The sequence below is a fragment of the Mucilaginibacter sp. UR6-1 genome, from assembly GCF_020880975.1.
Lineage (GTDB): Bacteria > Bacteroidota > Bacteroidia > Sphingobacteriales > Sphingobacteriaceae > Mucilaginibacter.
The window spans coordinates 938,236-962,071 of record NZ_JAJIWP010000002.1 but is presented as its reverse complement, the minus strand read 5'-3'; the positions used below and the strand labels follow the sequence as shown (position 1 = coordinate 962,071).

The following is a 23,836-nucleotide window of genomic DNA, read 5'->3' as shown; positions in this document are numbered from 1 at the left end:
AACAGAAATAAAGAGGAAGCTGCCTTACAGCACCCTCCTCTTAGCAATAAGTATTCAGGTTATTTTGAAAAATCGAACTTACCTTCAAACAGCTTGCCTACAACCGGCAGCGGTTTTATAGCCTCGTTATTGGCTGTAACAATACCCAATAATAACAGCACAAGTGAAACCAGGCTTATAACAAGAGAAACAAAGTACAACGATGGAACGATAGCCACTAATACCGATACGGCTATACCCAATACGAACGATAGAATAATTAAACCCAGCGATTGCCCCAGGTGATAATTAACCAATGCGCTTTTGTCTGCACGTTTTTTGTATTCGAGATACGAGATCACCCATCCTATGATGGTGATGTAAGACACGATGGCCATGCTTTTGTTAGTCATGATATTTGTTTTTTAAGTTAAATGATGAAGCCAAAATTAGGGCGACATTCATACCCCGCCAAAAAAACAGGAGCTACAGCGCGTCTACAAGTAAATGCAAATACGTCTACAAAGCATCTACAACAATTTGCTAAGTATTTGTGTTACAATAGTAATCATCACTAAAAACGGCATTAACAAAACACGTTAACATGCTCAATATGATATATTTACCTTTATGCCTTATAAAAAATTATTAGCCGCTACCATACTTTTTTTGCTGATGTGTTGCACGCTACCTGTAGTTGCGCAATCGCTGATTATTGATTCATTACAGCGTGTTTTACGCAATGCCGACCCAAAAATGAAACCTATAGCCATGGCCGAACTTGCCAGGGCGGGATTTGAAAAGAACATTGACCTATCAGTAAAACAGGCGCGGCAGGCTATATTATTAGCTAAAAAGATGGATGATGCCGGCACAAACGCCTTTTGCTATGCCGCAATGGGCCATTTACTGATGCAAAAAGGTCAGGAAAAACGGGCGTCAGCCTATATTGACAGTGCCGTAAAGTTTGCTACGCGATCAAAAAACAACCCATTGGCCGCTTATGCCTGGCTACGCAAGGGTTGGCTTGAATTTGTGCGGGGCGATAATGATAAAGCCATGATTGGCCTGCTGAAGGCTGAACAATTACTTGAGGACCAAACAGACCGCCGGTCGTTAAGCTACAAGGTGCTTATAAACCATTACATTGCCGGTATTTATGCTTATGGTAACGATACGCTAAAGCAACATAAATATGCCGTTACCTGCTTTAACACGGCGCAGCGCAGCGGTATGCCTGATGATTTGCAGTTAGGATACATGACCATAGCGCACAGTTATTTTTCGGCATTTGAGCGCGATACTACCAGGCGTAATTTACTGTATACCTCACTTAATTACTACCGGCGCGCTACTAATTTATACCAGCAAAAACGCGAAAAGATATTGATACAAAGCAGCGCCTCGGCTATTGCACTGAATATTGCCAACAGCTATTTCAAATATTTTCCGCTAAGTTACCGCGACAGTACTTTTAAGTATGTAAACATAGCGCTTGATATTGCCCGGCGTACCAAAAGTAAAGAGGTAATAGCCAATTGCTATGGCATATTAAGTGAATATGCCCTGCGCGAAGGGAACTATAAAAAAGCCGAACAGTTTTTGCAAACCGGCATAGCCGAACTGGCCAGTTTATCAGGCGTTGATATTACCCGATCGCGCTTAATGCTGGGGCTGGCTAACGTAGCCGAAAAGAGCGGCGACATTAGCAAAGCACTCACTTATTATAAGCAATACAGCGCCTATTATGCCAAGGTGTTTGACGCGCAAAAGCTGGCTATAACGCAGCAGTTGGAGGAGGAATATCAATCAACACAAAAGGAGAACGAAATAGCCCGTTTACGTGAACGTGCCGAATATAATAACCGGCTTAACTGGTTGTATGTAGTTATTGGCTCGGTGGGCATTATCTCCCTGGGTTTATTATTAAGCTCCTACCATTTCAGGCTAAAGGCATCGCAAAAGCAAAAGCAGCTCTCGGAACAGGAAAAGGAAGAAGCCGAATTGTTAGCCCGTTTGCAACAGGCCGAAGCTCAGCGCCTGGCCCTTGAAAAACAGGAGGTTGAACTACAGGCCAACCTGCGTAACGAGGAAAGCGCCAAACTGCAAGCCCAGCAGGAATTATTGCAGGACCGCACCGAGTGGCTTGAGAAAGAGTTATTGGCAGGCACGCTTAAAATTGAGGAAAAGAACACCATCCTCGAACTTTTGAAAGAAAAAACCCGCGTTGCCGACAGCCCTACCATGGCGCGTCAAATTGGCCGCATTATAAACCAGAACCTGCGGATGGATAAAAATCTGGATGAGCAGCAACAGGCATTCAGCAATATACACCCAAGCTTTTTCAGCAGCCTGCAGGAACGTGCCGACAACAGCCTGACCCGCCTCGACCTGAAATATTGCGCCTATATACTGATGCGTTTGGATAACAAGGAAGTAGCCAGTCGCCTTGGTGTTGAACCCAAGAGCATCCGCATGGCACGCTACCGGCTTAAACAAAAATTAAAACTGGATAAGGATGTGAACCTCGACCATTTTATACAATCGCTTGAAAAGGCTGAACAATGATAACTCACCCGGTCGTAGCTTCGCCCGACCACCCTCTCTTCGCCTTCGGCGGAAAGAGGGTTAAGCAGTGATTGGTGAGTAGTAAGTGGTGAGTGAGTTATCATTGATAACCACTAAAAACAATACTTTTACCGTATGGATACTGTAATACTTAAACGCACTAACAGCCTTGATACTGATTTCCAGACACTAATAGCAGAACTTGACCAGGATCTGCGTGAACGCAATGGCAGTGTGATGGATATTTATGACCAGCACAACGTTATTGAATATGTTGATACCGTTGTTATAGCCTACATTAATGAGCGACCGGCAGGCTGCGGATGCTTTAAAAATTACGATGCCCTTACCGTTGAAATGAAACGCATGTTTGTACGCCCCGAAGCACGAGGCAACGGCATAAGCCGTAAAGTGCTAACCGAACTGGAAACATGGGCCGCGGAGTTAGGCTTTAGCTATACGGTACTCGAAACCGGCAGCAAACAAACCGAAGCGTTAGCGTTATATAAAAAATCAGGCTATACAAACATCGCACCTTATGGCCCGTATGTTGATCTGCCTGATAGTATTTGCTTCAGAAAAGATTTGTAATGTATAAACAGATCTTTTAATACACACAAAAACAGCGCACCTCCTTTAGGATGTGCGCCGTTGTAAGCATTATGGCAAATTACTTGCTTACCTGCTTTTGCAAGTGCTCGGGGTAGCGCGCGCCATGCAGGTCAACTTGCGCTATGGCGGCTTCTATTTTTTGCAATGCATCTGCCGATAGTTCAATGTTTGTGGCAGCAATATTCTCCTGCAAACGGGTTAATTTGGTAGTGCCCGGTATGGGTACTATCCATGGCTTTTGGGCCAATAACCAGCCTAAAGCTACTTGCGCCGGGCTGGCATTCAACTCCGCGGCTATGCCTTGCAGCACTTCAACCAATGCCTGATTGGCTTTCAGGTTCTCTTGTGAAAAACGAGGCAGAGAGGTACGGAAATCGCCGCTGTCAAACTTAGTATCGGCGGTGATGGCACCGGTTAAAAAGCCTCTACCCAGCGGACTGAACGGCACAAAGCCTATTCCCAGCTTTTCAAGTAATGGCAATATCTCGGCTTCAGGTTCACGCCACCATAACGAGTATTCGCTTTGCAGGGCAGCCACCGGCTGTACAGCATGGGCCTTGGCAATGTTATCCGCATTAGCTTCAGACATGCCCCAATGCCTGATCTTGCCTTCGGCTATCAAATCCTTAATCGTACCGGCAACATCCTCAACAGGCACAGCCGGATCAACACGGTGCTGATAAAACAAGTCAATATAGTCGGTTTTTAAACGTTTTAATGATGCTTCGGCAACGTTACGAATGTTTTCGGGGCGGCTATCCAGCCCGGTATTTGGCCTGCCATCCTTAAACCCAAATTTGGTAGCAATAATCACCTTATCCCTGAAAGGCGCTAACGCCTCGCCTAATAATTCCTCGTTAGTATAAGGGCCGTATGCTTCGGCAGTATCAAAAAAGGTTATGCCGGCATCGTAGGCATCACGCAGTAGTTTTATACCTTGCTGTGTTTCAAGCGCCTGGCCATAGGCAAAACTTAAACCCATGCAACCCAGGCCAAGGGCCGATACTTCTAACCCGCTGTTTCCTAAATTTCTCTTTTTCATTGTTGGTAAATTTTACAATGCAAACGTATAAAGGCGGTAGCAACTAAACTGTATATCAATTACTGGTTATGCTACCATTTTCACTGATATGACTTACAACACATATATAACCGTTTTGTATTATTTAAATTTGACATAACAAAATGGCCAACACCATGCAAAACATCATACAACTGGATAGTATAGCCATGTATAACCAGATACGCGGACTGGAAACATTGCACCCTTTGGTATCGGTATATAATATGGCTGATGCAAAGCCTTTGCCTGAAGGCCGGTATAACTTTGGTCTGTACACCATATTTTTTAAGGAGCTTAAATGCGGCGAGCTGCATTATGGCCGCAAGCTGTATGATTACCAGGAAGGTACACTGGTATGTATTTCGCCGGGGCAGATACTTGGCGTACAGCGTAAAAACGCCGACTTTAATCCGAAAGGCTGGGCACTCTCTTTTCACCCCGAGCTGATAAAGGGTACCGCGTTAGGAAAACACATTCAGGATTATTCTTTTTTCTCGTACGATGCGGATGAGGCCCTCCATGTATCCGAAAAAGAAAAACAACTTTTGCTGGATTGCTTTGCCAAAATACGTTACGAACTTGAACAAGCCATTGACAAGCACAGCCGCACACTTATTACCTCAAACATTGAGCTGCTGCTTAACTATTGCCTCCGCTTTTACGACAGGCAATTCATTACCCGTGATAATGTAAATAAAGGTTTGGTTGAACGTTTTGAGGCTTTGCTTAACGGCTATTTCCAATCAAACAAACCCGAAACAGAAGGGCTGCCATCCGTGGCATGGTGCGCGGCCGAGCTTAACCTTTCGGCCAATTATTTTGGTGATATGATAAGGAAAGAAACAGGCAGATCAGCCCATGAGTACATACACCTTAAAATTATGGATGTGGCTAAAGAAAGGATATTTGATACCGGCCGCTCGGTAAGCCAAATTGCCTACCAGTTAGGTTTTAAATACCCGCAGCACTTTACCCGCTTTTTTAAGCAGCAAACCGGGCAAACACCCAATGAATACCGGATGATAAACTAAGCTGATTTAACAGACGCGGCTGCCGTTTACCACGACCTGGCCACCAATTCAAAGGCCTGTTTGGGCGATTCGCATACCGGGCAGCTATAATCATCTTTCAGCGCGGCAAACTCAGTACCGGCAGGTATGCCGCCATCTGTATCGCCATAAGCGCTATCGTAAACTGTTTTACAAAACCTGCATTCATAAACGGTTTGCTGCAGGTTTTGCGGTTGTTGCTGCTCTTCGGGTACCGTGGCAATGGCTTTAACATCCTGTAACAGCAAGCTATAGTAAGTGTGGCAAAGCGCTATTAATTCGCTGCTCAGATCAGCCCTTTCAACATTTTTTTTATGGCTGATGTATTCTTTTGAGTTTGGATTAAAATTGAGGGTATGCATAATTTCAAAAGCATTATTACTTTGCTTTTTTATAATAATAGCACCCATAAGGCCGGTTTTGGGCCGTGTTTTTATTACAAAACTAAGCCGGTAAGTGCGCAGATCAGCCTCTTCATAATCACGCACCAATTGTTGTTTTAACGCAAGGCCTTCATCACTCAAATCCTCAATTTGCCAGTTAAGCTCATTGGAGGCATGCCTTACATTCAGGCGATGTTTATCGAGTATCATCCCCCAATCATTACGCAGCGCCATGCCTATATCCTTAATGATAACAGACTTCCAGGGGGTAGTATAAATTTGCCCTACCCTTGTTTGAATACATAACCTACAAACATCCTTTAAAAAGCTTAATGAAAACAGCTCCTTTCGCCTGTAAATACCCAGCCAATATTTATTAGTATACTTATTAAACCCCTCGTAATAAGGCAAATAAAAATCAGGTAATAATAAAGGTTCGGTAATTGCCTGTGCAGGTATATCTATCTGTTTTAATAACTCATCGTAAAAATGCTGATCGCTTACTTCTGCAACATCATAAAAAAGGTTCTTATTTTTCAGGATAACTTCTTCGGCAGCCTTACTTACCAATGGTATATCATCTGAATATATCAGTGACGGCCAGCAATAAAACCAACTACTTTTAGGGTAGCGGATATACCAGTACCAATAATTACTTACGTCCGAGCTGATGAAGTTAAAATTACCGCTAAAAAAAGGCACAAAGGTTTGATGCCGGTCAACAATATTGATCTTTAGGCGCGGCTTATGCCTGAACATATCGAATATATCGCGATACACCCCCTCCCTTAGCCAGCCCTCCTGTGTAAAAATACTATCGCAAACGTATGAGCTCATGATGTTTGGATATTCATCCGCATCAAGCTCATAATCGATGCCATCCCGCAGCATGTCGGCCTCCATATCGTCAAGCCGATCGGCTTCTACGGTAAAATACAGTTGCTGCCGATTGCCAAAACGTACATCAACAGCCCCGGCCTGTTCGGCTATTACCAGCATTTCGTGCAGATCTCCGGCAGAAACATAACCGCCCGGTAGGTTTATTTTAACTACGTGATGAGCGCTCATGTGGTAACCTTTCTTAATTCTTCGTCAAGCAGGCGTTTAACCTCGGGCCTGCACGATCCGCAGCCCATACCCGCGCCGGTAGCAGTACAAAGCTCTTTCAGGTTATCGCAGCCATCAGTAATTTTATTGATGATGTTTAAGCTGCCCACGTTATTACAGCTACAAACAAGTTTGCCCAATACGGGGCTGGCCTTGCCGGTGCTGCGCAATAACTGAAGGCGCTTTTCACTTAGCTCGGTTTTATTGGCAATCAGCTCTTTAAATTCCAAAAATTCGCTCTTATCGCCTATCAGTATCGTGCCCACCAACCTGTCCTGATAAATGATACATTTTTTGTAGTAACGTTTGGCCTTATCAATAAACACTACCTCTTCATAACCCTCATCATTAGGGCATTCGGGCAACCCAATACTGCACAGGTCAAAGCCCTGTATTTTAATGATGTTCATAAACAGGCTGCCTTTGTAATAGCTGGCAATATCGCCGTTCATAAACCCGGCAACAACGGCGGCCTGCTGCTCGGCAGCGGCGGTAATGCCATATAATGTACCGTCAAACTCGGCTATTTCGCCAATGGCGTAAACATCCTGATCGCTGGTTTGCATACGCTCGTTAACCAGTACGCCCCGTTTACAATCCAGCCCGCAATCACGCGCGAGCTCAATATTGGGTGTTGTGCCTATAGCGATGATCATGGCATCGCAGTTAATTTTGCGCCCGCTTGCCAGGCCTATACCTGTTAACTTTGACCGGCCGTAATACAATTGCACCTCATCATTATAGTAAATATCGCAACCCTGATCGGCCATTTCCTCATGCAGCAACTGGCTGCCAAGCGCGTCAAGCTGCCTGCCTAAAAATGCCGAGGTACGCTGGATAATAGTTACCCTGATACCAATTTCGCGCAGGGATGCCGCCATCTCCAGTCCTAACAACCCACCGCCTACAATAGCCACATGCCCGTTTTTTGGCACATGTTTTTTAAAATTATCCGCATCGGTACGGCTGCGCATGGTAAAAATACCCGGCAATGCAGGCACGTTGCGCGGTACAGCCGCCCGGCTGCCCGTTGCCATAATCAGCACATCATAAGGCGTCACTACACCCCTTGAATCGGTTACCTTTTTTTGAGCCCGGTCTATCTTTTCAATACTAACGCCACGCAACAAACTGATATGGTACTGCCCTTCTTCATCATCCTTCATTTTTATGAGTTGCTCCCATTGCTGCTCACCGCTAATATAATCGGGCAGCATAACACGGTTGTAAAACGGAAAATCCTCCTTGCTGAAAATAGTGATGCTATCGTGCGGATTAAGCTCCCGGTATGATCGTACAAAACCATAAGCCCCGGCCCCGGCACCTATTACCACAATACGCTGAAAAGGCTTTTTAAATTTTTTAATGCTTACCGCGCAAAATTTAAAATCAGGCTCTTTTGATATCGGGTCGAGCACATCATTGGTAAGGTTATTAACCCGGTGCAGATCATTATTCAATATTTTGCCCCAGTGCATAGGCATAAAAATTACGCCTTGTTTAATTAATGAAGTTACTTTGGCTTTTACCTGCACCTCGCCCCTGCGCGATGTGATATGTACAATATCGGCATCATTTATTTGTAAAGCGATGGCATCAAGCGGGTTGACCTCAACAAATGCCTCTTTTATATGCTGATTAAGCTTGTTCACCTTGCCTGTTTTGCTCATGGTGTGCCACTGATCTCGGATGCGGCCGGTGGTTAGCACAAACGGAAAATCCTGATCGGGCATTTCGCTGTTCAGTGCATCGGGCACGGCATGTATAATGGCTTTGCCTGTAGGTGTATAAAACTTTTTATCGGTAAACAAGCGGGGCGTACCGGCCTGGCGGTTACGTTTTTTATAGGGCCATTGTACTGATGATTGCTGCTTCAATACCTCGTAACTTACGCCGGATATTTCAATATTGGTTTGCGCGGTAAGTTTTACGTGCTCAGCATAAATGGCGGCGGCATCCTTATAATCAAACCCGGTATAACCCATTTTTTGGGCAAACCGGCAAATAATTTCGGCATCAGGCAAAGCTTCGCCCGGCGGATCCGAAACCTTATTCAGATAACTGATGCGCCTTTCAGAATTAGTCATGGTGCCTTCCTTCTCGGCCCAGGCGGCGGCGGGTAATATTACATCGGCGTAAGCCAGTGTTTCGGGCTTGCTGCTGATCTCCTGCACTACCACAAATTTGGCCTTGCTTAACGCCCGTTCTGCCTGGCGTACATTTGGCAGGCTGGTAAGCGGATTGGTGCACATGATCCATATCGCTTTGAGCTTGCCGCTTTCCAATGCCTCGAACATCTCGGTAGCGGTTAGGCCCGGTTGCGGGTTTATAGGTTTGCCTCCCCAAAACTGCTCCACCTCCCGGCGATGTAAGGGGTTTTTAAGATCGCGGTGCGCAGGCAGCAGGTTTGATAAGCCGCCCACCTCACGGCCGCCCATAGCATTAGGCTGCCCGGTTAAGGACAAGGGCCCCGAACCTGGCTTGCCAATATGCCCGGTGATCAGGTTCAGGTTGATTAAACTCAAATTTTTATTAACGCCCACCGAGCTTTGATTGAGCCCCATGGTCCACATGCTTATAAAGCCCTTCGCCTCGCCTATGTATTTCGCGGCGAGCTGAATGTCATGCCCGGGCACGCCGCAAATTTGCGCCGCTTCACTAAGGGTACGCTTAAAAACCAATTCGCTGTACTGCGCAAAACCTTCAGCATGGTTGGTAATAAAGTCAATATCAATATCCCCATTCTCAATTAATAACCGGCCAATGGCGTAGTTAAGCGTAATATCGGTACCGGGGTTTATCTGCAAATGCAAGTCGGCCACACTGCAGGTATCGGTAACTCGCGGATCGACCACAATGATCTTAACAGCGGGGTTGGCTGCCTTGTGCGCTTCAACACGCCGCCACAAAATGGGATGGCACCACGCCGGGTTAGCTCCTGTAACATAAAAACAATCGGCCAGCTCAATATCATCGTAACATAGCGGCACACTATCCTCTCCCAAAGCCATTTTATAGGCCGCAACCGCGCTGCTCATACACAGCCGCGAGTTGGTATCGATATTATTGCTGCCGATAAAGCCTTTAATCAGCTTATTAACTACATAATATTCCTCGGTTAAGCATTGGCCCGATGCATAAAAGGCTACCGACTCCGGCCCATACTTATCAATAAAAGTTTTAAATACAGCCGCGGTACGTTCAAGCGCTTCATCCCAGCTTACACGCCGCACAGGCATATTTTTATTATACCGCATTTGCGGATACAGCAGCCGGTCGGTTTTATCATTAACGGTATATTGCAGGTTAAGGCCTTTGCTGCACAGCATCCCCTTATTTACCGGATAGTCCTTATTCCCTTCAACGGTGATACTTCCGTTTTTTTCTTTATTTACGATAACGCCGCAACCTACCCCGCAATAGCAGCAGATTGAAGTGTATGTATGATTTTGCTTTCCGGGAGTTTGCATGGATGAGGATTTAAAGTGACCGATCAGGCCATACTTACTGACGGAACAGACTGATCTGCCTTTTTGGTTTGCTTTTTAAAGCGGGTAATCAAAACAATGAAAGCAACTACCACTACGGTATAGCCTATATAACTAAAGGCATCGGCATAAGTAATGGTGGCTGATTTAAACAGGAAACCGAACAGCATACCACCAAGATTACCACCCGCGCCCACAATGCCGCTTACCAGGCCTACATTTTTTTGATCGACAAAAGGCACAATACCATAAGTTGCCCCGTTAGACATTTTGAGGAACAGCGCAAACGATAACATGGCAATAATAGCCGCGGTTAAGTTACCCGCCTGCGCAAATAACAGCAACCCCAGCCCTTCAAGCAACAGTACCCCTGCCAGCAGTAACCCCTTGCCACGCATACCATATTTTTTGCCAACCTTATCAGACACTAAACCGCCCAGGGCGCGTGCAAAAATATTCATGAAGCCGAATATGCCCGCCCAAAAACCAGCCGAGCTTTGCGATAACTTAAAGGTATCTACAAAATGCAGCGATGCCACATTATCAAAAGTTACCTCCATACCAAAACACATGGCATAAGCCAGGGTAAGCGCCCATACACGCCAGTCGGCCAGTACGCTCCAGTCTGTTTTGGTGTTTTTTGTTAGGTAACCAATATCGGTGTAGTTACCGTTTGGGGTATCAGTAGTGTATTTATAGTATAGCCAGGCAATTATCAGCATCATTACACCTGGTACTATCATGGCGTAGCGCCAGGCCTCGGCAGGTGTGTAGCCAAACCCTACAATAGCTGCAAATATTAAAGGCATAACCATATTGGTTACACCACCGCCTAAATTACCCCAGCCACCGGTTACGGCATTAGCAGTGCCTTTTATATTAGGCGCAAACATCATGGAAGTATGAAACTGGGTGATAACAAACGATGCCCCTATAACCCCGATGGCCATACGGAACAATAAAAACGAGGTATAGCTATGTGCTAATCCCACTAAAAATACCGGTAGCGAACCCACAAGCAGTAATCTCACGGCGGTTTTGCGCGGCCCCCATTTATCGCACAAGCGGCCAATAATAAGCCTTGCTATGATGGTTGAACCTACCGAGCCGATGATGATATTACCTATCTGCGCCTTGGTAAGCGCCAGTTCGGTACGTATGGTTGGCATCAGCGGTGCCAGGCCAAACCAGCCAAAAAAGCACACAAAAAACATTAGCCAGGTAATATGGAATGTGCGCATTTGTATGCCCTTAACCGAGAATATATTGAGTTTAGTAAGTTGATTTTCCATTTTTTATTGTGATTGCAGGGGTTAATTATTTGATCAGGAACTCAGGTGTAATATTTAATTGCAGGTATGCCCATACCGGGTGCATATCGGCAGTGCCCGGTGCTATATTTTTGGCATACTCCATACTATGTGTTGCAGCCATGTATGATATACCTAATGTTGCCTGTGTAAATTTATTCAATCGGTAAGCGGTGGTAACATCAAACTCGGTACCCAGGTATTTGCTCACCGCGGCTCCGGTATTATCCTTTTGATTATTGGCTAACAAAAAATAGTGATTGGCCAGTTCGGCACTAAATTTTTTGCCGGATGACACATATTTTATTTTGCCGAACGGATTATTCAATCCACCAGCGGGCGAGCCGCTGCCGGCGTAAAAATAGTCCATTAACCCCCAAAATTTGTGTGGTGTACCATAAAGCGGATCAAACCTATGGCTGGTTGTTGATGTTGAGAACGCATCATTGCCCGACAGGTAATCCCACCCGGCGGTATAGCTCCATTTACCGGGGTTATATATGGCCGAAACATTGAGCATATAAGCACTCAGATCAATGCCGCTCCTGTCATGCCCGCCCTGGTAATAATAAGCACCATTAAACACCCATTGGCTTTTATTACCCAGTACCGGCGTTAAACTCAGGCCTGTGGTATACCTCAAATTTACACCCGGCTGATTATACCGGTAGCCATATACATATCCAACATCGGCCCCGGCCGTATTTTTAACCGAATCAAGCGCGTACTTACCAAACTGATCGGTTAAAAACAATGCTGAAATTTTAGTCTTATTTATTTTTTTGGATAGATACAGATATTGTAGCGCCTTATAGTTTTGGGTAGCGCCATTTGTACCGGGCGCATTAAGTATTGCCGGAGTGCCGTTTTTAGCACTGTTACCGGCAGCACTTATCAAGGGTATAATGCCTGCTGGCGTGTTCACAAGGTTACCATTACTATCTTTTATAGTAGCGGGTACGTTGGCCGGGGTATAATAAGTGCCATTATAATTAACGGCATCGGTATTTTGGTTAAAGGCTACACCAACATCAGCCTGCCAGCCCCGGTGCAATGTCTTAAAAACCAAGGCATCATGGCGGCGGCCCTGCTGCAGCCAATCCAGGTTGCCCAGCAAGCGTTCATCGTCATACACCAGCTCCTGCCTGCCTATTTTTATGGCAAAATAATCTAATGGAGAATACTTAAAAGAAGTATCGCTTTTATTGGACAGGATAACTTCGGCCCAGGCTTCGTGCAAACTTAAACGGCTGCCATCATTCACAGTAATGGTTGAGGCATCCTGCCCCCAAAGCCTGACATCCTGCAAGGTGGTTTGAAAAATGAGCCGGTTTGAGCGGTAGTTAAGCGCAAGGCGCGTTCGCTGCGAAATAAAGGCAGCGGCAGTGTTGTTTTTAGGTTTAAGGGTTCCAAATCCGTCACGCCATTCCGCTCTCGGCCTTAGTTGGCCGCTAAAAGTAAGCTGCGCGTTAGCGCGGCCTGCAAGCAACCCAAGGCACAACCCCATAACAACAAACCTGTATTTTTTACATACATTTTTGTACATTTGGCAAGGTTTTTTAATTTGTTAAAGCAATTGAAAACTGATATCCCTGCCCGGGAATGCGACCTCCCGGCAGGGCTTTTTATAAGGGGTAAATTTATTCTTTTGTACCCATCCCGCTTAAATGACCCCGATGTATACCCTGCCATCAACCACCTTTACCGGGTAGGTTTTTATGGTATAATCATCACCCGACAAGCACTCGCCGGACAAAAGCGAAAATGTTTTTTTGTGGAACGGGCAGGCCACCTTTGGCTCGCAGCTCTCGCCTGCACTGCCTATCATTCCGCGCGACAAAACCATTTGCTGCTTGTGCGGACACAGGTTTTGCGTAGCATACCACTCACCGCGACGCGCAAAATTATATATCGCGATCTGCTCGGCACCGTGCTTTATGCATGCCCCGCCATTTTCGGGCACATCATCGGCATAACAGGCCAGCACCCATTCTAAATCTGTTAAAACTTCCATATTAATGTTTGCTTTATGGTGATAAAAATTGTTACCAGCTTGCTTTTACCTGCTCACGCATGCTCTCAAATTTTACGTTCGGATCTTTCTCTTCAGGCGCGTTCACAAAGTGTGTGAACCGTTTGCGCAACTGCGGGTTGTTCACCACTTCTTTCCACTCGCAATGAAAGCTATCAACCAGCAACTGCATCTCCTCCTCTAACTGCGCGGCTATGCCCAGGCTATCATTCACCACCACATTTTTAAGGTAGCTGATGCCGCCCTCCAGCTTGTTGAGCCAGGTAGCGGTACGGGTTAGCGGGTCAGCCGTTTTGATGTAGAACATCAGGAAACGGTCGAGGTATTGAATGCAGGTTTTGCTGTCAATATCAGCCGCTATCAGTTGCGCGTGCTGCGGTTTTGAGCCCCCGTTGCCGCATACATATAAGTTCCAGCCTTTCTCTGTGGCGATGATGCCAAAATCCTTTCCCTGCGCCTCGGCACATTCGCGGATACAGCCGCTTACCCCGCCTTTTAATTTATGCGGAGAACGGAGGCCCTTGTAACGCTCCTCTATCTCAATAGCGAATGAAACACTATCGTGCAAACCAAACCGGCACCAGGTGCTGCCCACACAGCTTTTAACCGTACGTAATGATTTGCCGTAAGCGTGGCCGCTTTCAAAACCGGCATCAATAAGCGCCTCCCATATATTGGGCAGATCACTTACGTGGGCGCCAAACATATCAATACGCTGGCCGCCGGTTATTTTGGTGTACAGCCCATACTTTTGGGCTACCAGGCCTATCACGATCAGTTTTTCGGGTGTAATCTCGCCCCCAGGTATACGGGGTACAACAGAGTAGGTACCACCTTTTTGAATATTTGCCAGATAACGGTCATTACTATCCTGAATAGTATCCTGCTTAACAACCAGGTCATTCCAAAGGCTTGATAGTATACTGGCTACCAGTGGCTTGCAAACCTCGCAACCATCACCCTTACCGTAATGATCCAGGATCAGGTCGTAATTTTTAAGTTTGTTGATCTTTACCAGGTCATACAGTTCCTGGCGCGAGTAGGCAAAGTGTTCACATATAACATTTTTGATGTACTGGCCATTAGCCTTCATGGTTCCGGCTATCAGGTCCTTCACCATTGGCATACAACCACCGCAGCCGGTGCCTGCCCCGGTACATTTTTTAACTTCATCAATAGTAAGCGCGCCATCATTAACCGCACCGCAGATGTTGCCTTTGCTTACAGCCTCACATGAGCATATCAGCGCATCATCAGGCAAACTCATTACACCCGCGCCCTCGGTTGCCGCGCTACCGCGCGCGCCCAAAATCATATCCTCCGGATCGGGGGGCAAAGCCAGCTTATTGTTTACCGTTTGCAGCAGCATATTATAGGCATCGGCATCGCCAATTAATATACCGCCTAACAGATGCCTGCCATCGTTGCTAAAGTTTATACGCTTATATATGCCCTTGTGGGTATCTTCAAACACGATGGTACGGCAATCGGGTTCACTTATAAAGGCATCGCCAAAACTGGCCACATCTACCCCGATGAGTTTAAGCTTGGTGCTCATATCAAACCCGTTGAATTCCCTGTCGTTACCAGCCAGTTGCGCTACCACTACCTCGGCCATATCATAACCAGGGGCAACAAGGCCGTAAATCATTCCATCACTTAACGCACATTCACCTATCGCGAATACAGCCGGATCATTGGTTTGCATGCGGGCATTTACTATTACACCGCCCCTAACGCCTACATCGAGCCCTGACAACCGCGCCAGTTCATCGCGCGGACGGATACCTGCCGATATCACCAGCATATCCGTTTCGAGCAAGCTATCGTCGCTAAAACGTAAACCGGTAATATGTTCAGCACCCTCAATACAAGAGGTACTTTTATTTAAATGGATTTGCAGCCCAAGCTGGTTAAGTTTTGCCTGTAGCATAGCACTGCCGCCTGCATCAACCTGGCGGGGCATCAATCGTGGTGCAAACTCAACTACATGTGTTTGCCCAATGCCCAGATCAATAAGTGCCTTGGCCGCCTCAAGCCCCAGTAAACCGCCGCCCATTACCACGCCGCTTTTGGCATTAGCGGCATAGGCCTTAATCCGGTCAAGATCATCAATGGTACGGTAAACAAACACACCCTGCTTTTCTACTCCGGGTATATTGGGCACAAAAGCGCCCGAACCGGTGGCTAATACCAGGTAATCATACCTTACCGTAACCCCGCTTAATGAATGTACTGTTTTTTGCTGCCTGTTAATCTCCTGAACCGGGTCGCCAAGGTAAAGCTCGATACCATGATCAGCATACCATGACGCTTGCGACATGGACAGGTCTTCGGCGGTTTTACCGGCAAAATACTCACTGAGGTGAACACGATCATAAGCCCTGCGTGGTTCCTCCCCAAAAACAACAATTTGATGATTTGATGATTTTGCTACAAGTTTTTCGCAAAATTTATGGCTAACCATGCCATTACCTACCACAACAACTACTGATTTCATACAGTTTATTAATTCGTTAAAGCAATTAAACCAGATTAGCCATCAATTTGCGACCGATAATGCCAATCATTTCAACAATAATAATCATTACACTCAATAATAATACAATTTAACTATTAAAATTTACATCTTTTTTGCAATATTTATTAAATTAACAATAATTAACATGTTTATAAATCATAAATTATCAATTTTTTATTAAATAAATCATACTTAAAGCTTCAAAATTGGTTAATTTTATACATCATTAATTACAATACCAAAATCACATGTTATATAATGAGCCATTATCAATAAAAAAACCTGAACCTGAGCTAATTGTATTAGGCGCGGGCCCCGGAGATCCGGAATTGATTACCGTAAAGGGGCAAAAACTGTTACAACAGGCTGACGCGGTGCTATATGATAATTTGGCTAACAAGCAATTGCTCGAGCTAACTAAACCCACATGCGAGAAAGTATATGTTGGCAAGCGCCCCTATGAACGATATGCCACACAGGAAGAAATAAACGAATTGATAAAACACTATGCCCTTACCTATGGTAAGGTAATAAGGCTTAAAGGCGGCGATCCGTTCATCTTCGGCCGTGGGTTTGAAGAAATATTATATGCCCGCAGCCAGGGTATTAAAACCAGCTTTGTGCCCGGCATAACCACTATGCAGGCCGCCGGACTGGAGGATATACCACTTACCCACCGTTCGGTAAGTGAAGGTATATGGATAGTTACCGGCACTAAAAAGGATGGCACCCTATCTGCCGACTTGCGGCTGGCCATGCAGAGCAACGCTACCGTAGCTATATATATGGGGATGAAACAGCTACCCGTAATTGCCGATACTTATATTAATGAGAACCGTGGCCATACCCCTGCCGCTATTATACAGCATGCATCCTTACCGCAGCAACGATCAATTAAAGGCCTTATTAAGGATATGCCGGCATTAGCTTTAGAAAACCAGCTTACTTACCCATCTATAATCATTATCGGGCAGGTAACAAATCTTAATACATTATCATGAAAATACGTATCAAAGGAAACTCAATACGCTACCGCTTAACCCGCTCGGAAGTTGAACGTTTCGGGCACGATGGTTACCTGGAAGAAATTACTGATTTTGGCGCTGCACAGTTAATATACGCGCTAAGAACTACTGCTGCCGACGAGCTATGGGCTGATTTTAAACAAAATAAGATCACCTTATTTATGCCCCTGCACATGCGTAACGAATGGCTTGCAACGGACAAGGTAGGCTTTGAGAATCGTACTGCTAACTTTTATCTGCTGGTTGAAAAGGATTTTCAATGCTTGGATAATGTGGAAGAAGACCAAAGCGATAACTACCCAAATCCACAGTCGTTACAAGTTTAAGGCAATAATATACAGCTACAACGAGGGCCGGTGATGTATACTGAATGGTACCGCTATTTTTTTATGATCTTTTTTAAGTATAAGTTCCGCGGTTTTTGAGCCCAACAGGTTAAAATCAGTTGAAATTGTTGTAATGCCGTTCAATATAACCTGCTTTATGGCGGTTTCATTATACGAAATGATGCCCACTTCCACCCCAATCTCCAGCCCCTGCGCCCTGGCAGCTTGTATCATATGCACCAGATCATCCTCAACAACGGTTATATAGGCGGTTTTGGTAGTTATTACATGATGCGCCAGGCTGTTAACTATCTCGTATTCAAAAAAGTGCTCGTTGCAAAAATGCCTGAAACCGGTCAGAATGCCATTAGAGTGATAAGTTCCTGAAGGAAAAACTATTTTCAGGCAATCGTATTTTTTTAGCGGATCCAGCAACTTTACGAGGGCATTAAAGATGTCACCTTCAAAATCTTCAAATACGGCAATATATTTACCGGTAATTTGAGGCACAAGCTTATCCATAATAACCAGTTTTTCTCGTGGGATAAGCTTTATCACATCAATTGATTCCTCATCGTTCTCAATAAAATAAGGCACAATGATGATCTTGTCATAATCGAGTTTTACTTTTTCGGTAATGATCTTTTTAAACAGGTAAAAATCATTATTGTACACATAAAAATCTATCACCGCGCTTTTGCCGATGGTTTCTACAAAGGCATCGTATATAATTTTTTTGTGGGTGCTTAACTTGTTGAACAGCAGCAGCAACTTTAAAGGCCTGTCGAAATCTGTTTTCTGAATAAAAGCGCCTTTTCCGGGTACGGTGCGCATAATGCCCGACTTTTTTAATTCATTATAAAACCGCTCGATGGTATTGCGGGAAATATCAAGCGCGAAACTCAGGTCGTTAATAGATGGCATTACGTCGCCTTCAACAATGTTTCCGTTTTCTATAGCCAGCAGTACACTGTTAACCAGTTGCAAATACTTTGGCGTAATTGAATACTCGTCAACAGATAGAATTTTCAGAAAGTTCTTCATTTAATACGCACACTCAGCTAAAAGCGAGGCTTATTGGTTTTTACGGTTACTAATGTAGATAAAATGTGATTGATATTTACCTTATAATCCTGATGCCGGGCGGTGCTTTTATTACGGATTTAACTGTTCCGTTAGCCATTTTAGTATGCTTAACGCTTACTATACCCAAAGGCGTAGGGAATGTGCCCTCCGCAAAGGCAAGGTCGCCTAAATGTGGCTTAACCGATATTACCTTACACCCCGGCGCCATTACTTTTATACCCAGCACATGCTCTGTTAACCAGGGCGTTGGGCCCGATGCCCAACCATGGGCCAGGCTATGCCGCAAACCTTTATAGCAATAAGCGCCGTAATCAGCATGAATATCCTTTTTACCCGGCGGCACAAGTTCATCAATACGTGATGCGCCTGGCATCCAGTCGATATTAAAATCCTCCCAAAAGGTGGTGGCACCAAGCTGAAGCATTGGCCCCCAAAAATTACGTATATCATTTAATGCGCCCTGGTAATCATTAGCTTTAGCTTTTGCCTGCAACATGTAATAACCGTAAAATGTAGAGTAGTTGTGCACGCCATCCGTGGTAATAATGGCATTGGCCTTTTCGGCAGACATCAAACCGGCGAGCGCCATCATGGCCGCTGCTTGTTTTGAGCCGTTAACATCAGGCACGTGTTTTTTAAGCCGGGCTGCAACTTCCCGGCATTTATTGGCCGTAGCCTGATCGCCGAGTATCTCACTTAGTTTAGCACCATCCAAAAGGGTGATGATCAGCATCCCCTGCAAACCCGCATGTATAGCTTTTGGATTGGTTGATGATGGCCAGTCTAAAAAACGACCGCTACCATCAAGCACCTCTCTATTGTCGGGATCTATTTTTTGTACAAGCTGATCAAGCAATTTATTAAGATAGATTTTTTGTTGTTTGAGATAAGCGAGATTACCCGAATGCATATACCAATCGTGCTGAATAATGATCCACCACATGGAGTAGGATACCATACCCGCCATATATTGCGGCCAGGGTGTAATGTCCCGGGCCTGGTCAAGGCTTTTTTGTACCACCTCATTATCGCCAAACACTGCCGCTATGGTTGATGTTTCGGGGTGCATATCTCCCACCCAAACCAGGCGATCTCGCTTGATGCCGTCCCAAAGGTAGTTTTGCATGTTAAGGTGTACGGTATAAGCCCCGGTCATCCATATTTTATTGAGCAGGGTATCGCTACTATTAAATGAGCCCAGGTAAGGAATATCACGGATAACAAGGATAGCACGTACTTCTTTTAACTTCAGTTCCACATCATCATCCACCAGATCTATCCGCGCGAACCTGAATCCCGAATCGCCTGCCTCTAACTTACCCAACCATGGCAACGACACGATCATATCGCGCATGGCGTGGTCATTGGTAGCGCCTTTAACGGTATCCACATCTGACATGGCCTCGCTTACCGACTCACCAAAACGGATACGCATACGTACAGGTTTACCTCCCCTGAACTGGTCAGTAACCAAGGATATACCTCCATGGATCTCCTTACCAAAATCAAGCAAAATACCGGGTTTATTGCCTTTGTTGCTACGCATAACACACAGATCATTGCCTGACAGATCTGCCTGCCCGCTGCCTTGTTTCAGCAGCTTTTCGCTGTTGGTTATCAATCCCAAAGCAGGGTCCGTCATCCAAACCACACGGGTTGGCGATAAATAATAACGCTGGCGATCGTCCTTCTCATAAGCCAGCCCTTTTTGAAATGCCGGGGAAGTTTGAGCCTGCGCAACACCTGCAACAGCAAAATATAAAAGGATCAATAGCTTAATTCTCATAAAAAGCTCAATGTAGTAACAATGGACAACATTTGTGTCGATCACAGTCCTGTCGCCACTGTTTTCAATCCTCTTTCTTTAATCAACTGATCACGAACATTTAGTTTGCGAAATATCGCAACAGGGTCAACTGCCCCTCCCGAACGTAAACGAGCTTCGGCTAAAAGCGGGCGTACATCAGTACGATAAGCAGCTTGTAAAATATCCTGCGCTTTGGCCACATCGTTATTTTGCTGTGCGGCTTTCAGTTCATGCTGATCTATCAATAATGCCTGTGCGTAGGCTATCTTGATGGCTTCTACTGATTGCAGCAGATCCTCAACCGGGTCTTTTACGTTGTGTGAGGCATCTATCATCCAGCCGATACCCGTGGCATGATCCAAACCCCGGGCATCCATGCCCTCAACCAGCTCATTAAATATCAGGAATAACTGGTACGGGTTGATGCTGCCCACCGTCAGGTCATCATCGCCATATTTTGAATCGTTAAAATGAAAACCGGCAAGCTTGCCCTCCATTAATAATAAGGCTACAATCTGCTCGATATTGGTGTTGGGCAGATGATGGCCCAGATCAACCAGGGTACTCGCCTTTGCACCCAGTTTACTTGCTAATAAATATGATTGACCCCAATCGCCAATGGTAGTTGAGTAAAAATTGGGCTCGTAAGGTTTGTATTCTATCCAGATCTTCCAATCATCAGGCAAGGCGTTATATATTTCATGCAAGCTCTCGTATGTATTTTGAAACACGCCGCGAAAATTCAACTGACCGGGAAAATTAGAACCATCAGCCAGCCAAACCGAAAGCGCTTTTGAGCCAAGCTCGATGCCATATTTTATTACTTCGATGTTGTGGTCAACCGCCTGTTTGCGCACCGCTTTATCCACATGATGCAGGGAGCCATATTTATAGCTCAACGCCTGATCTTGCTGATCCTGAAAGGTATTGGAGTTTACCGCGTCAAAATGTAAACCCAGTTGCGAAGCCAGGCTTTTTATGGATGAAGCATTACCCGGAATATCCCACGGAATGTGTAACGAAATACTGTTACTTGAGCGGTTAAGCGCATGGATCAGGCCTACGTCCTCAATTTTTTCTTCGAGGCTGCGTGGTTCACCACCGCCCGAAAACCTGCCGAAGCGCGTACCACCCGTGCCCAACGCCCAACTGGGTATGGCTATGTTAAAGGCCTCCAGCTTTTTTACAACTTTTTCAGCACCGGCAACCTCGCCTGCTATATAATTAAACTTACGCTGATGTGCCGAAAGCACATCATTATTCAGGTTTTGAATTAATTGCTTCTCTAATTGCATAATGCCAATATAATTTAAGGTAGATAACAAAGCGGTTGGTTGCCCGCTTTGTTATAATTTATTACTAACGCACAAATCCGGCAGCTACGCCTCCATCAACATTTATCACGTTTCCGGTTGATTTATTGAGCAGCCCGCCGGTAATAGCGATGCAGGCATTGGCAATATCATCCGGCAATATGATCTCATTCAGCAAGGTACGTTTTGCGTAGTAAGCCGGTAGTTCTTCAACGGTAACGCCGTAAGCTTTGGCACGGCCTTCGGCCCAGCCTCCGGCCCATATATTGCTATCGCTGATAACCGCGTCAGGGTTAACTACGTTCACCCGTATTTTATCGGCACCCAATTCGGCGGCATTTAGTCTGCTTAAATGTAACTGTGCTGACTTGGCACTGCCATAACCCGCATTATTTGGGCCGCTTACCAGTGCATTTTTACTTACTATGTTGATGATATCGCCGCCGATAGCCTGCTTTTTCATGATAGCGACAGCCGCCTGTGTTACAAAAAACTGGCCTTTTACCAATACATCATATAACAGGTCCCAATCCTTTTCGGTATGGTCGGCAATGGTTTTTGAGATGGAGAGGCCCGCATTATTCACAATAATATCAACCCCGCCGAATGCCAGGGCAGCGGCATCAAAGGCGGCCTTTATCTGGTCCGCATTAGTAACATCCAGCACAGCGGTAGCATAAGCATCCTTGCCAAACTTTGATTGAAACTCCTGCGCTGCCCCATCCAGCCGTTCGGCATTCATATCATTCAGTATTACTACGGCGCCTTCCTCTACAAACTTTTTGGCGATGGCCTTGCCGATGCCACCGGCACTGCCGGTTACCAATGCTACGCGGCCTGATAGTATTTTAGGCTTAGGCATACGTTGTAGCTTAGCTTCTTCAAGCAGCCAGTACTCAATATCAAATGCTTCCTGCCGTGGTAAAGAGGTGTATTCGGAGATCGCCTCAGCTCCTTTCATCACGTTGATGGCATTGATGTAGAACTCGGCGGCTACACGCGCGGTTTGCTTATCCTTTGCAAAGGTAAACATACCCACGCCCGGGTATAGAATAACTACCGGGTTGGCATCCCTTATTGCCGGACTGTTATTGTGCTTACAGGTGTTATAGTAATCAGTATACATTTGCCGGTAAGCCTCAAAAGCCGGGGCAAGCTGTACTTTCAAGGCTTCAACATCACTCAGATCAGCATTTTTATCCAGCTCCAGCACCAGCGGACTGATCTTGGTGCGTAAAAAATGATCGGGACAACTGGTACCCAACGGAGCCAGGCGTTTCAGGTCATTAGAGTTGATAAACTCCAGTACACGAACATCATCAGTAAAATGGCCAACCATTCGGGTTTTTGACGAGCAAAAACCACGCAGCACCGGTGCCAGGGCAGCCGCTTGCTTTTTGCGACCCGCCTCATCAAGGCTATCAATTTTTTGTCCGTCAAAAACAGGGCCTTTTTTGCCGTAGTTCTGCTCCAGGTATCCGGCACATTTTTCAATAACTTCCAGGGTATTGATATAGCTGTCGTAAGCGGTATCGCCCCAGGTAAATAAACCGTGCGAACCCAGCATAATACCCCGTATACCAGGGTTAGCATCCAAACAGGCTTTTAATTGTAAGCCCAGTTCAAAACCGGGTTTTTTCCATTCCACCCAGCCAATGGTACCGCCAAAAAGTTCTTCGGTTATTTTTTTACCGTCCTTTGCTGCAGCTATGGCTATAGCCGCGTCCGGGTGCAGGTGGTCAATATGTTTAAAAGGCAAAAAGCCATGTAAAGGTGTATCAATTGAAGGGGCTTTTGATGACAGATCAAAAATGCAATGGTTAAAAAGTTCAACCATCTCGTCCTCAAACTCAACACCGCGATAAATATTTTTCAGGCTGCGCAACCTGTCAACATATAACGCCGCAAGGCCGCTTTTCTTTAATGTCCCCAAATCTCCGCCCGAGCCTTTAACCCACATCACCTCCACATCGGCACCCGTCAACGGGTCTTTAGCTGTTACTTTGCAGGAGGTATTGCCGCCGCCATAATTAGTAAGCCGCAGATCGGCACCTAACAGGTTTGAGCGATATATTAATAAGGCTACCTCATCCCCGGCCAGTTTGGCCGCCTCAGCCTCATCCCACAGATAGCTTACATGTTTAAATTGTGTGTTATTTAACGACAT

The 23,836-nt window shown here is 45.5% G+C and carries 17 protein-coding genes; 5 read left to right on the top strand and 12 right to left on the bottom strand.

The window, feature by feature from the left end; all coding sequences use genetic code 11:
- Nucleotides 1-59: 59 nt before the first annotated feature.
- Nucleotides 60-392, bottom strand: a complete 333-nt coding sequence (locus tag LJ707_RS09560) for a DUF4870 domain-containing protein (protein ID WP_228950584.1) — start codon at nucleotides 390-392, stop codon at nucleotides 60-62.
- A 217-nt stretch (nucleotides 393-609) separates the two neighbouring features.
- Between LJ707_RS09560 and LJ707_RS09555 the strand changes: the two genes are divergently transcribed.
- Together LJ707_RS09555 and LJ707_RS09550 are read left to right on the top strand one after the other, a co-directional pair.
- Nucleotides 610-2,547: a LuxR family transcriptional regulator gene (locus LJ707_RS09555; protein WP_228950583.1), complete on the top strand. Its 1,938-nt coding sequence runs from the start codon at nucleotides 610-612 to the stop codon at nucleotides 2,545-2,547.
- 135 nt (nucleotides 2,548-2,682) lie between these two features.
- Entirely contained in the window at nucleotides 2,683-3,138 is a 456-nt protein-coding gene (locus LJ707_RS09550; protein ID WP_228950582.1) for a GNAT family N-acetyltransferase, read from the top strand.
- Between the two features lie 79 nt (nucleotides 3,139-3,217).
- Here LJ707_RS09550 and LJ707_RS09545 read toward each other — a convergent pair whose 3' ends face one another.
- Entirely contained in the window at nucleotides 3,218-4,201 is a 984-nt protein-coding gene (locus tag LJ707_RS09545; protein ID WP_228950581.1) for an aldo/keto reductase, read from the bottom strand.
- A gap of 155 nt (nucleotides 4,202-4,356) precedes the next feature.
- Here LJ707_RS09545 and LJ707_RS09540 point away from each other — a divergent pair, with 155 nt between their 5' ends.
- Nucleotides 4,357-5,253, top strand: a complete 897-nt coding sequence (locus LJ707_RS09540; protein WP_228950580.1) for an AraC family transcriptional regulator — start codon at nucleotides 4,357-4,359, stop codon at nucleotides 5,251-5,253.
- 26 nt (nucleotides 5,254-5,279) lie between these two features.
- On the opposite strand, the gene LJ707_RS09535 is transcribed toward LJ707_RS09540, so the two are convergent.
- From LJ707_RS09535 to nirB, 6 genes are all read right to left on the bottom strand, one after another.
- A complete protein-coding gene (locus LJ707_RS09535; RefSeq protein WP_228950579.1) occupies nucleotides 5,280-6,722 on the bottom strand; it encodes a rubredoxin domain-containing protein in 1,443 nt (480 codons plus the stop codon).
- Nucleotides 6,719-10,231, bottom strand: a complete 3,513-nt coding sequence (locus tag LJ707_RS09530) for a nitrate reductase (RefSeq protein ID WP_228950578.1) — start codon at nucleotides 10,229-10,231, stop codon at nucleotides 6,719-6,721. Before LJ707_RS09530 ends, LJ707_RS09535 begins: the two co-directional genes overlap by 4 nt.
- Before the next feature lie 23 nt (nucleotides 10,232-10,254).
- The gene (locus LJ707_RS09525) at nucleotides 10,255-11,541 is read right to left on the bottom strand and encodes an MFS transporter (protein WP_228950577.1); all 1,287 of its coding nucleotides are present in this window, start codon (nucleotides 11,539-11,541) and stop codon (nucleotides 10,255-10,257) included.
- A 25-nt stretch (nucleotides 11,542-11,566) separates the two neighbouring features.
- On the bottom strand, nucleotides 11,567-13,105 hold the full coding sequence (locus LJ707_RS09520) for an alginate export family protein (protein ID WP_228950576.1): 1,539 nt from the start codon (nucleotides 13,103-13,105) through the stop codon (nucleotides 11,567-11,569).
- Between the two features lie 117 nt (nucleotides 13,106-13,222).
- The gene (nirD, locus tag LJ707_RS09515; RefSeq protein WP_228950575.1) at nucleotides 13,223-13,573 is read right to left on the bottom strand and encodes a nitrite reductase small subunit NirD; all 351 of its coding nucleotides are present in this window, start codon (nucleotides 13,571-13,573) and stop codon (nucleotides 13,223-13,225) included.
- A 31-nt stretch (nucleotides 13,574-13,604) separates the two neighbouring features.
- Nucleotides 13,605-16,091, bottom strand: coding sequence for a nitrite reductase large subunit NirB (gene nirB / locus LJ707_RS09510; protein WP_228950574.1), 2,487 nt, complete (start codon nucleotides 16,089-16,091; stop codon nucleotides 13,605-13,607).
- A 269-nt stretch (nucleotides 16,092-16,360) separates the two neighbouring features.
- On the opposite strand from nirB, the gene cobA reads away from it, so the two are divergent.
- Together cobA and LJ707_RS09500 are read left to right on the top strand one after the other, a co-directional pair.
- On the top strand, nucleotides 16,361-17,113 hold the full coding sequence (cobA, locus tag LJ707_RS09505; RefSeq protein WP_228950573.1) for a uroporphyrinogen-III C-methyltransferase: 753 nt from the start codon (nucleotides 16,361-16,363) through the stop codon (nucleotides 17,111-17,113).
- A complete protein-coding gene (locus LJ707_RS09500; protein WP_228950572.1) occupies nucleotides 17,110-17,463 on the top strand; it encodes a hypothetical protein in 354 nt (117 codons plus the stop codon). The genes cobA and LJ707_RS09500 overlap by 4 nt, the downstream gene beginning before the upstream one ends.
- Nucleotides 17,464-17,478: 15 nt before the next feature.
- Here the strand turns inward: LJ707_RS09500 and LJ707_RS09495 are convergent, their stop codons facing one another.
- From LJ707_RS09495 to LJ707_RS09480, 4 genes are all read right to left on the bottom strand, one after another.
- Nucleotides 17,479-18,507 (bottom strand): GntR family transcriptional regulator, encoded by a 1,029-nt coding sequence (locus LJ707_RS09495; protein WP_228950571.1) that lies wholly within the window; start codon nucleotides 18,505-18,507, stop codon nucleotides 17,479-17,481.
- 76 nt (nucleotides 18,508-18,583) lie between these two features.
- Entirely contained in the window at nucleotides 18,584-20,335 is a 1,752-nt protein-coding gene (locus LJ707_RS09490) for an alpha-L-rhamnosidase (RefSeq protein ID WP_228950570.1), read from the bottom strand.
- A gap of 41 nt (nucleotides 20,336-20,376) precedes the next feature.
- Nucleotides 20,377-21,651, bottom strand: a complete 1,275-nt coding sequence (locus LJ707_RS09485; protein WP_228950569.1) for a sugar isomerase — start codon at nucleotides 21,649-21,651, stop codon at nucleotides 20,377-20,379.
- A 64-nt stretch (nucleotides 21,652-21,715) separates the two neighbouring features.
- On the bottom strand, nucleotides 21,716-23,836 hold the full coding sequence (locus LJ707_RS09480) for a bifunctional aldolase/short-chain dehydrogenase (protein ID WP_228950568.1): 2,121 nt from the start codon (nucleotides 23,834-23,836) through the stop codon (nucleotides 21,716-21,718).

Excerpts from the sequence above, each read along its gene's own strand:
- LJ707_RS09490 (WP_228950570.1), bottom strand. The coding sequence starts at position 20,335 with ATGAGAATTAAGCTATTGATCCTTTTATATTTTGCTGTTGCAGGTGTT.
- LJ707_RS09485 (WP_228950569.1), bottom strand. The coding sequence starts at position 21,651 with ATGCAATTAGAGAAGCAATTAATTCAAAACCTGAATAATGATGTGCTT.
- cobA (WP_228950573.1), top strand. The coding sequence starts at position 16,361 with ATGTTATATAATGAGCCATTATCAATAAAAAAACCTGAACCTGAGCTA.
- LJ707_RS09525 (WP_228950577.1), bottom strand. The coding sequence starts at position 11,541 with ATGGAAAATCAACTTACTAAACTCAATATATTCTCGGTTAAGGGCATA.
- LJ707_RS09550 (WP_228950582.1), top strand. The coding sequence starts at position 2,683 with ATGGATACTGTAATACTTAAACGCACTAACAGCCTTGATACTGATTTC.
- LJ707_RS09495 (WP_228950571.1), bottom strand. The coding sequence starts at position 18,507 with ATGAAGAACTTTCTGAAAATTCTATCTGTTGACGAGTATTCAATTACG.
- LJ707_RS09560 (WP_228950584.1), bottom strand. The coding sequence starts at position 392 with ATGACTAACAAAAGCATGGCCATCGTGTCTTACATCACCATCATAGGA.
- LJ707_RS09555 (WP_228950583.1), top strand. The coding sequence starts at position 610 with ATGCCTTATAAAAAATTATTAGCCGCTACCATACTTTTTTTGCTGATG.
- nirB (WP_228950574.1), bottom strand. The coding sequence starts at position 16,091 with ATGAAATCAGTAGTTGTTGTGGTAGGTAATGGCATGGTTAGCCATAAA.
- LJ707_RS09520 (WP_228950576.1), bottom strand. The coding sequence starts at position 13,105 with ATGTACAAAAATGTATGTAAAAAATACAGGTTTGTTGTTATGGGGTTG.
- LJ707_RS09500 (WP_228950572.1), top strand. The coding sequence starts at position 17,110 with ATGAAAATACGTATCAAAGGAAACTCAATACGCTACCGCTTAACCCGC.
- LJ707_RS09540 (WP_228950580.1), top strand. The coding sequence starts at position 4,357 with ATGCAAAACATCATACAACTGGATAGTATAGCCATGTATAACCAGATA.
- LJ707_RS09535 (WP_228950579.1), bottom strand. The coding sequence starts at position 6,722 with ATGAGCGCTCATCACGTAGTTAAAATAAACCTACCGGGCGGTTATGTT.
- LJ707_RS09545 (WP_228950581.1), bottom strand. The coding sequence starts at position 4,201 with ATGAAAAAGAGAAATTTAGGAAACAGCGGGTTAGAAGTATCGGCCCTT.
- LJ707_RS09530 (WP_228950578.1), bottom strand. The coding sequence starts at position 10,231 with ATGCAAACTCCCGGAAAGCAAAATCATACATACACTTCAATCTGCTGC.
- nirD (WP_228950575.1), bottom strand. The coding sequence starts at position 13,573 with ATGGAAGTTTTAACAGATTTAGAATGGGTGCTGGCCTGTTATGCCGAT.
- LJ707_RS09480 (WP_228950568.1), bottom strand. The coding sequence starts at position 23,836 with ATGTCGTTAAATAACACACAATTTAAACATGTAAGCTATCTGTGGGAT.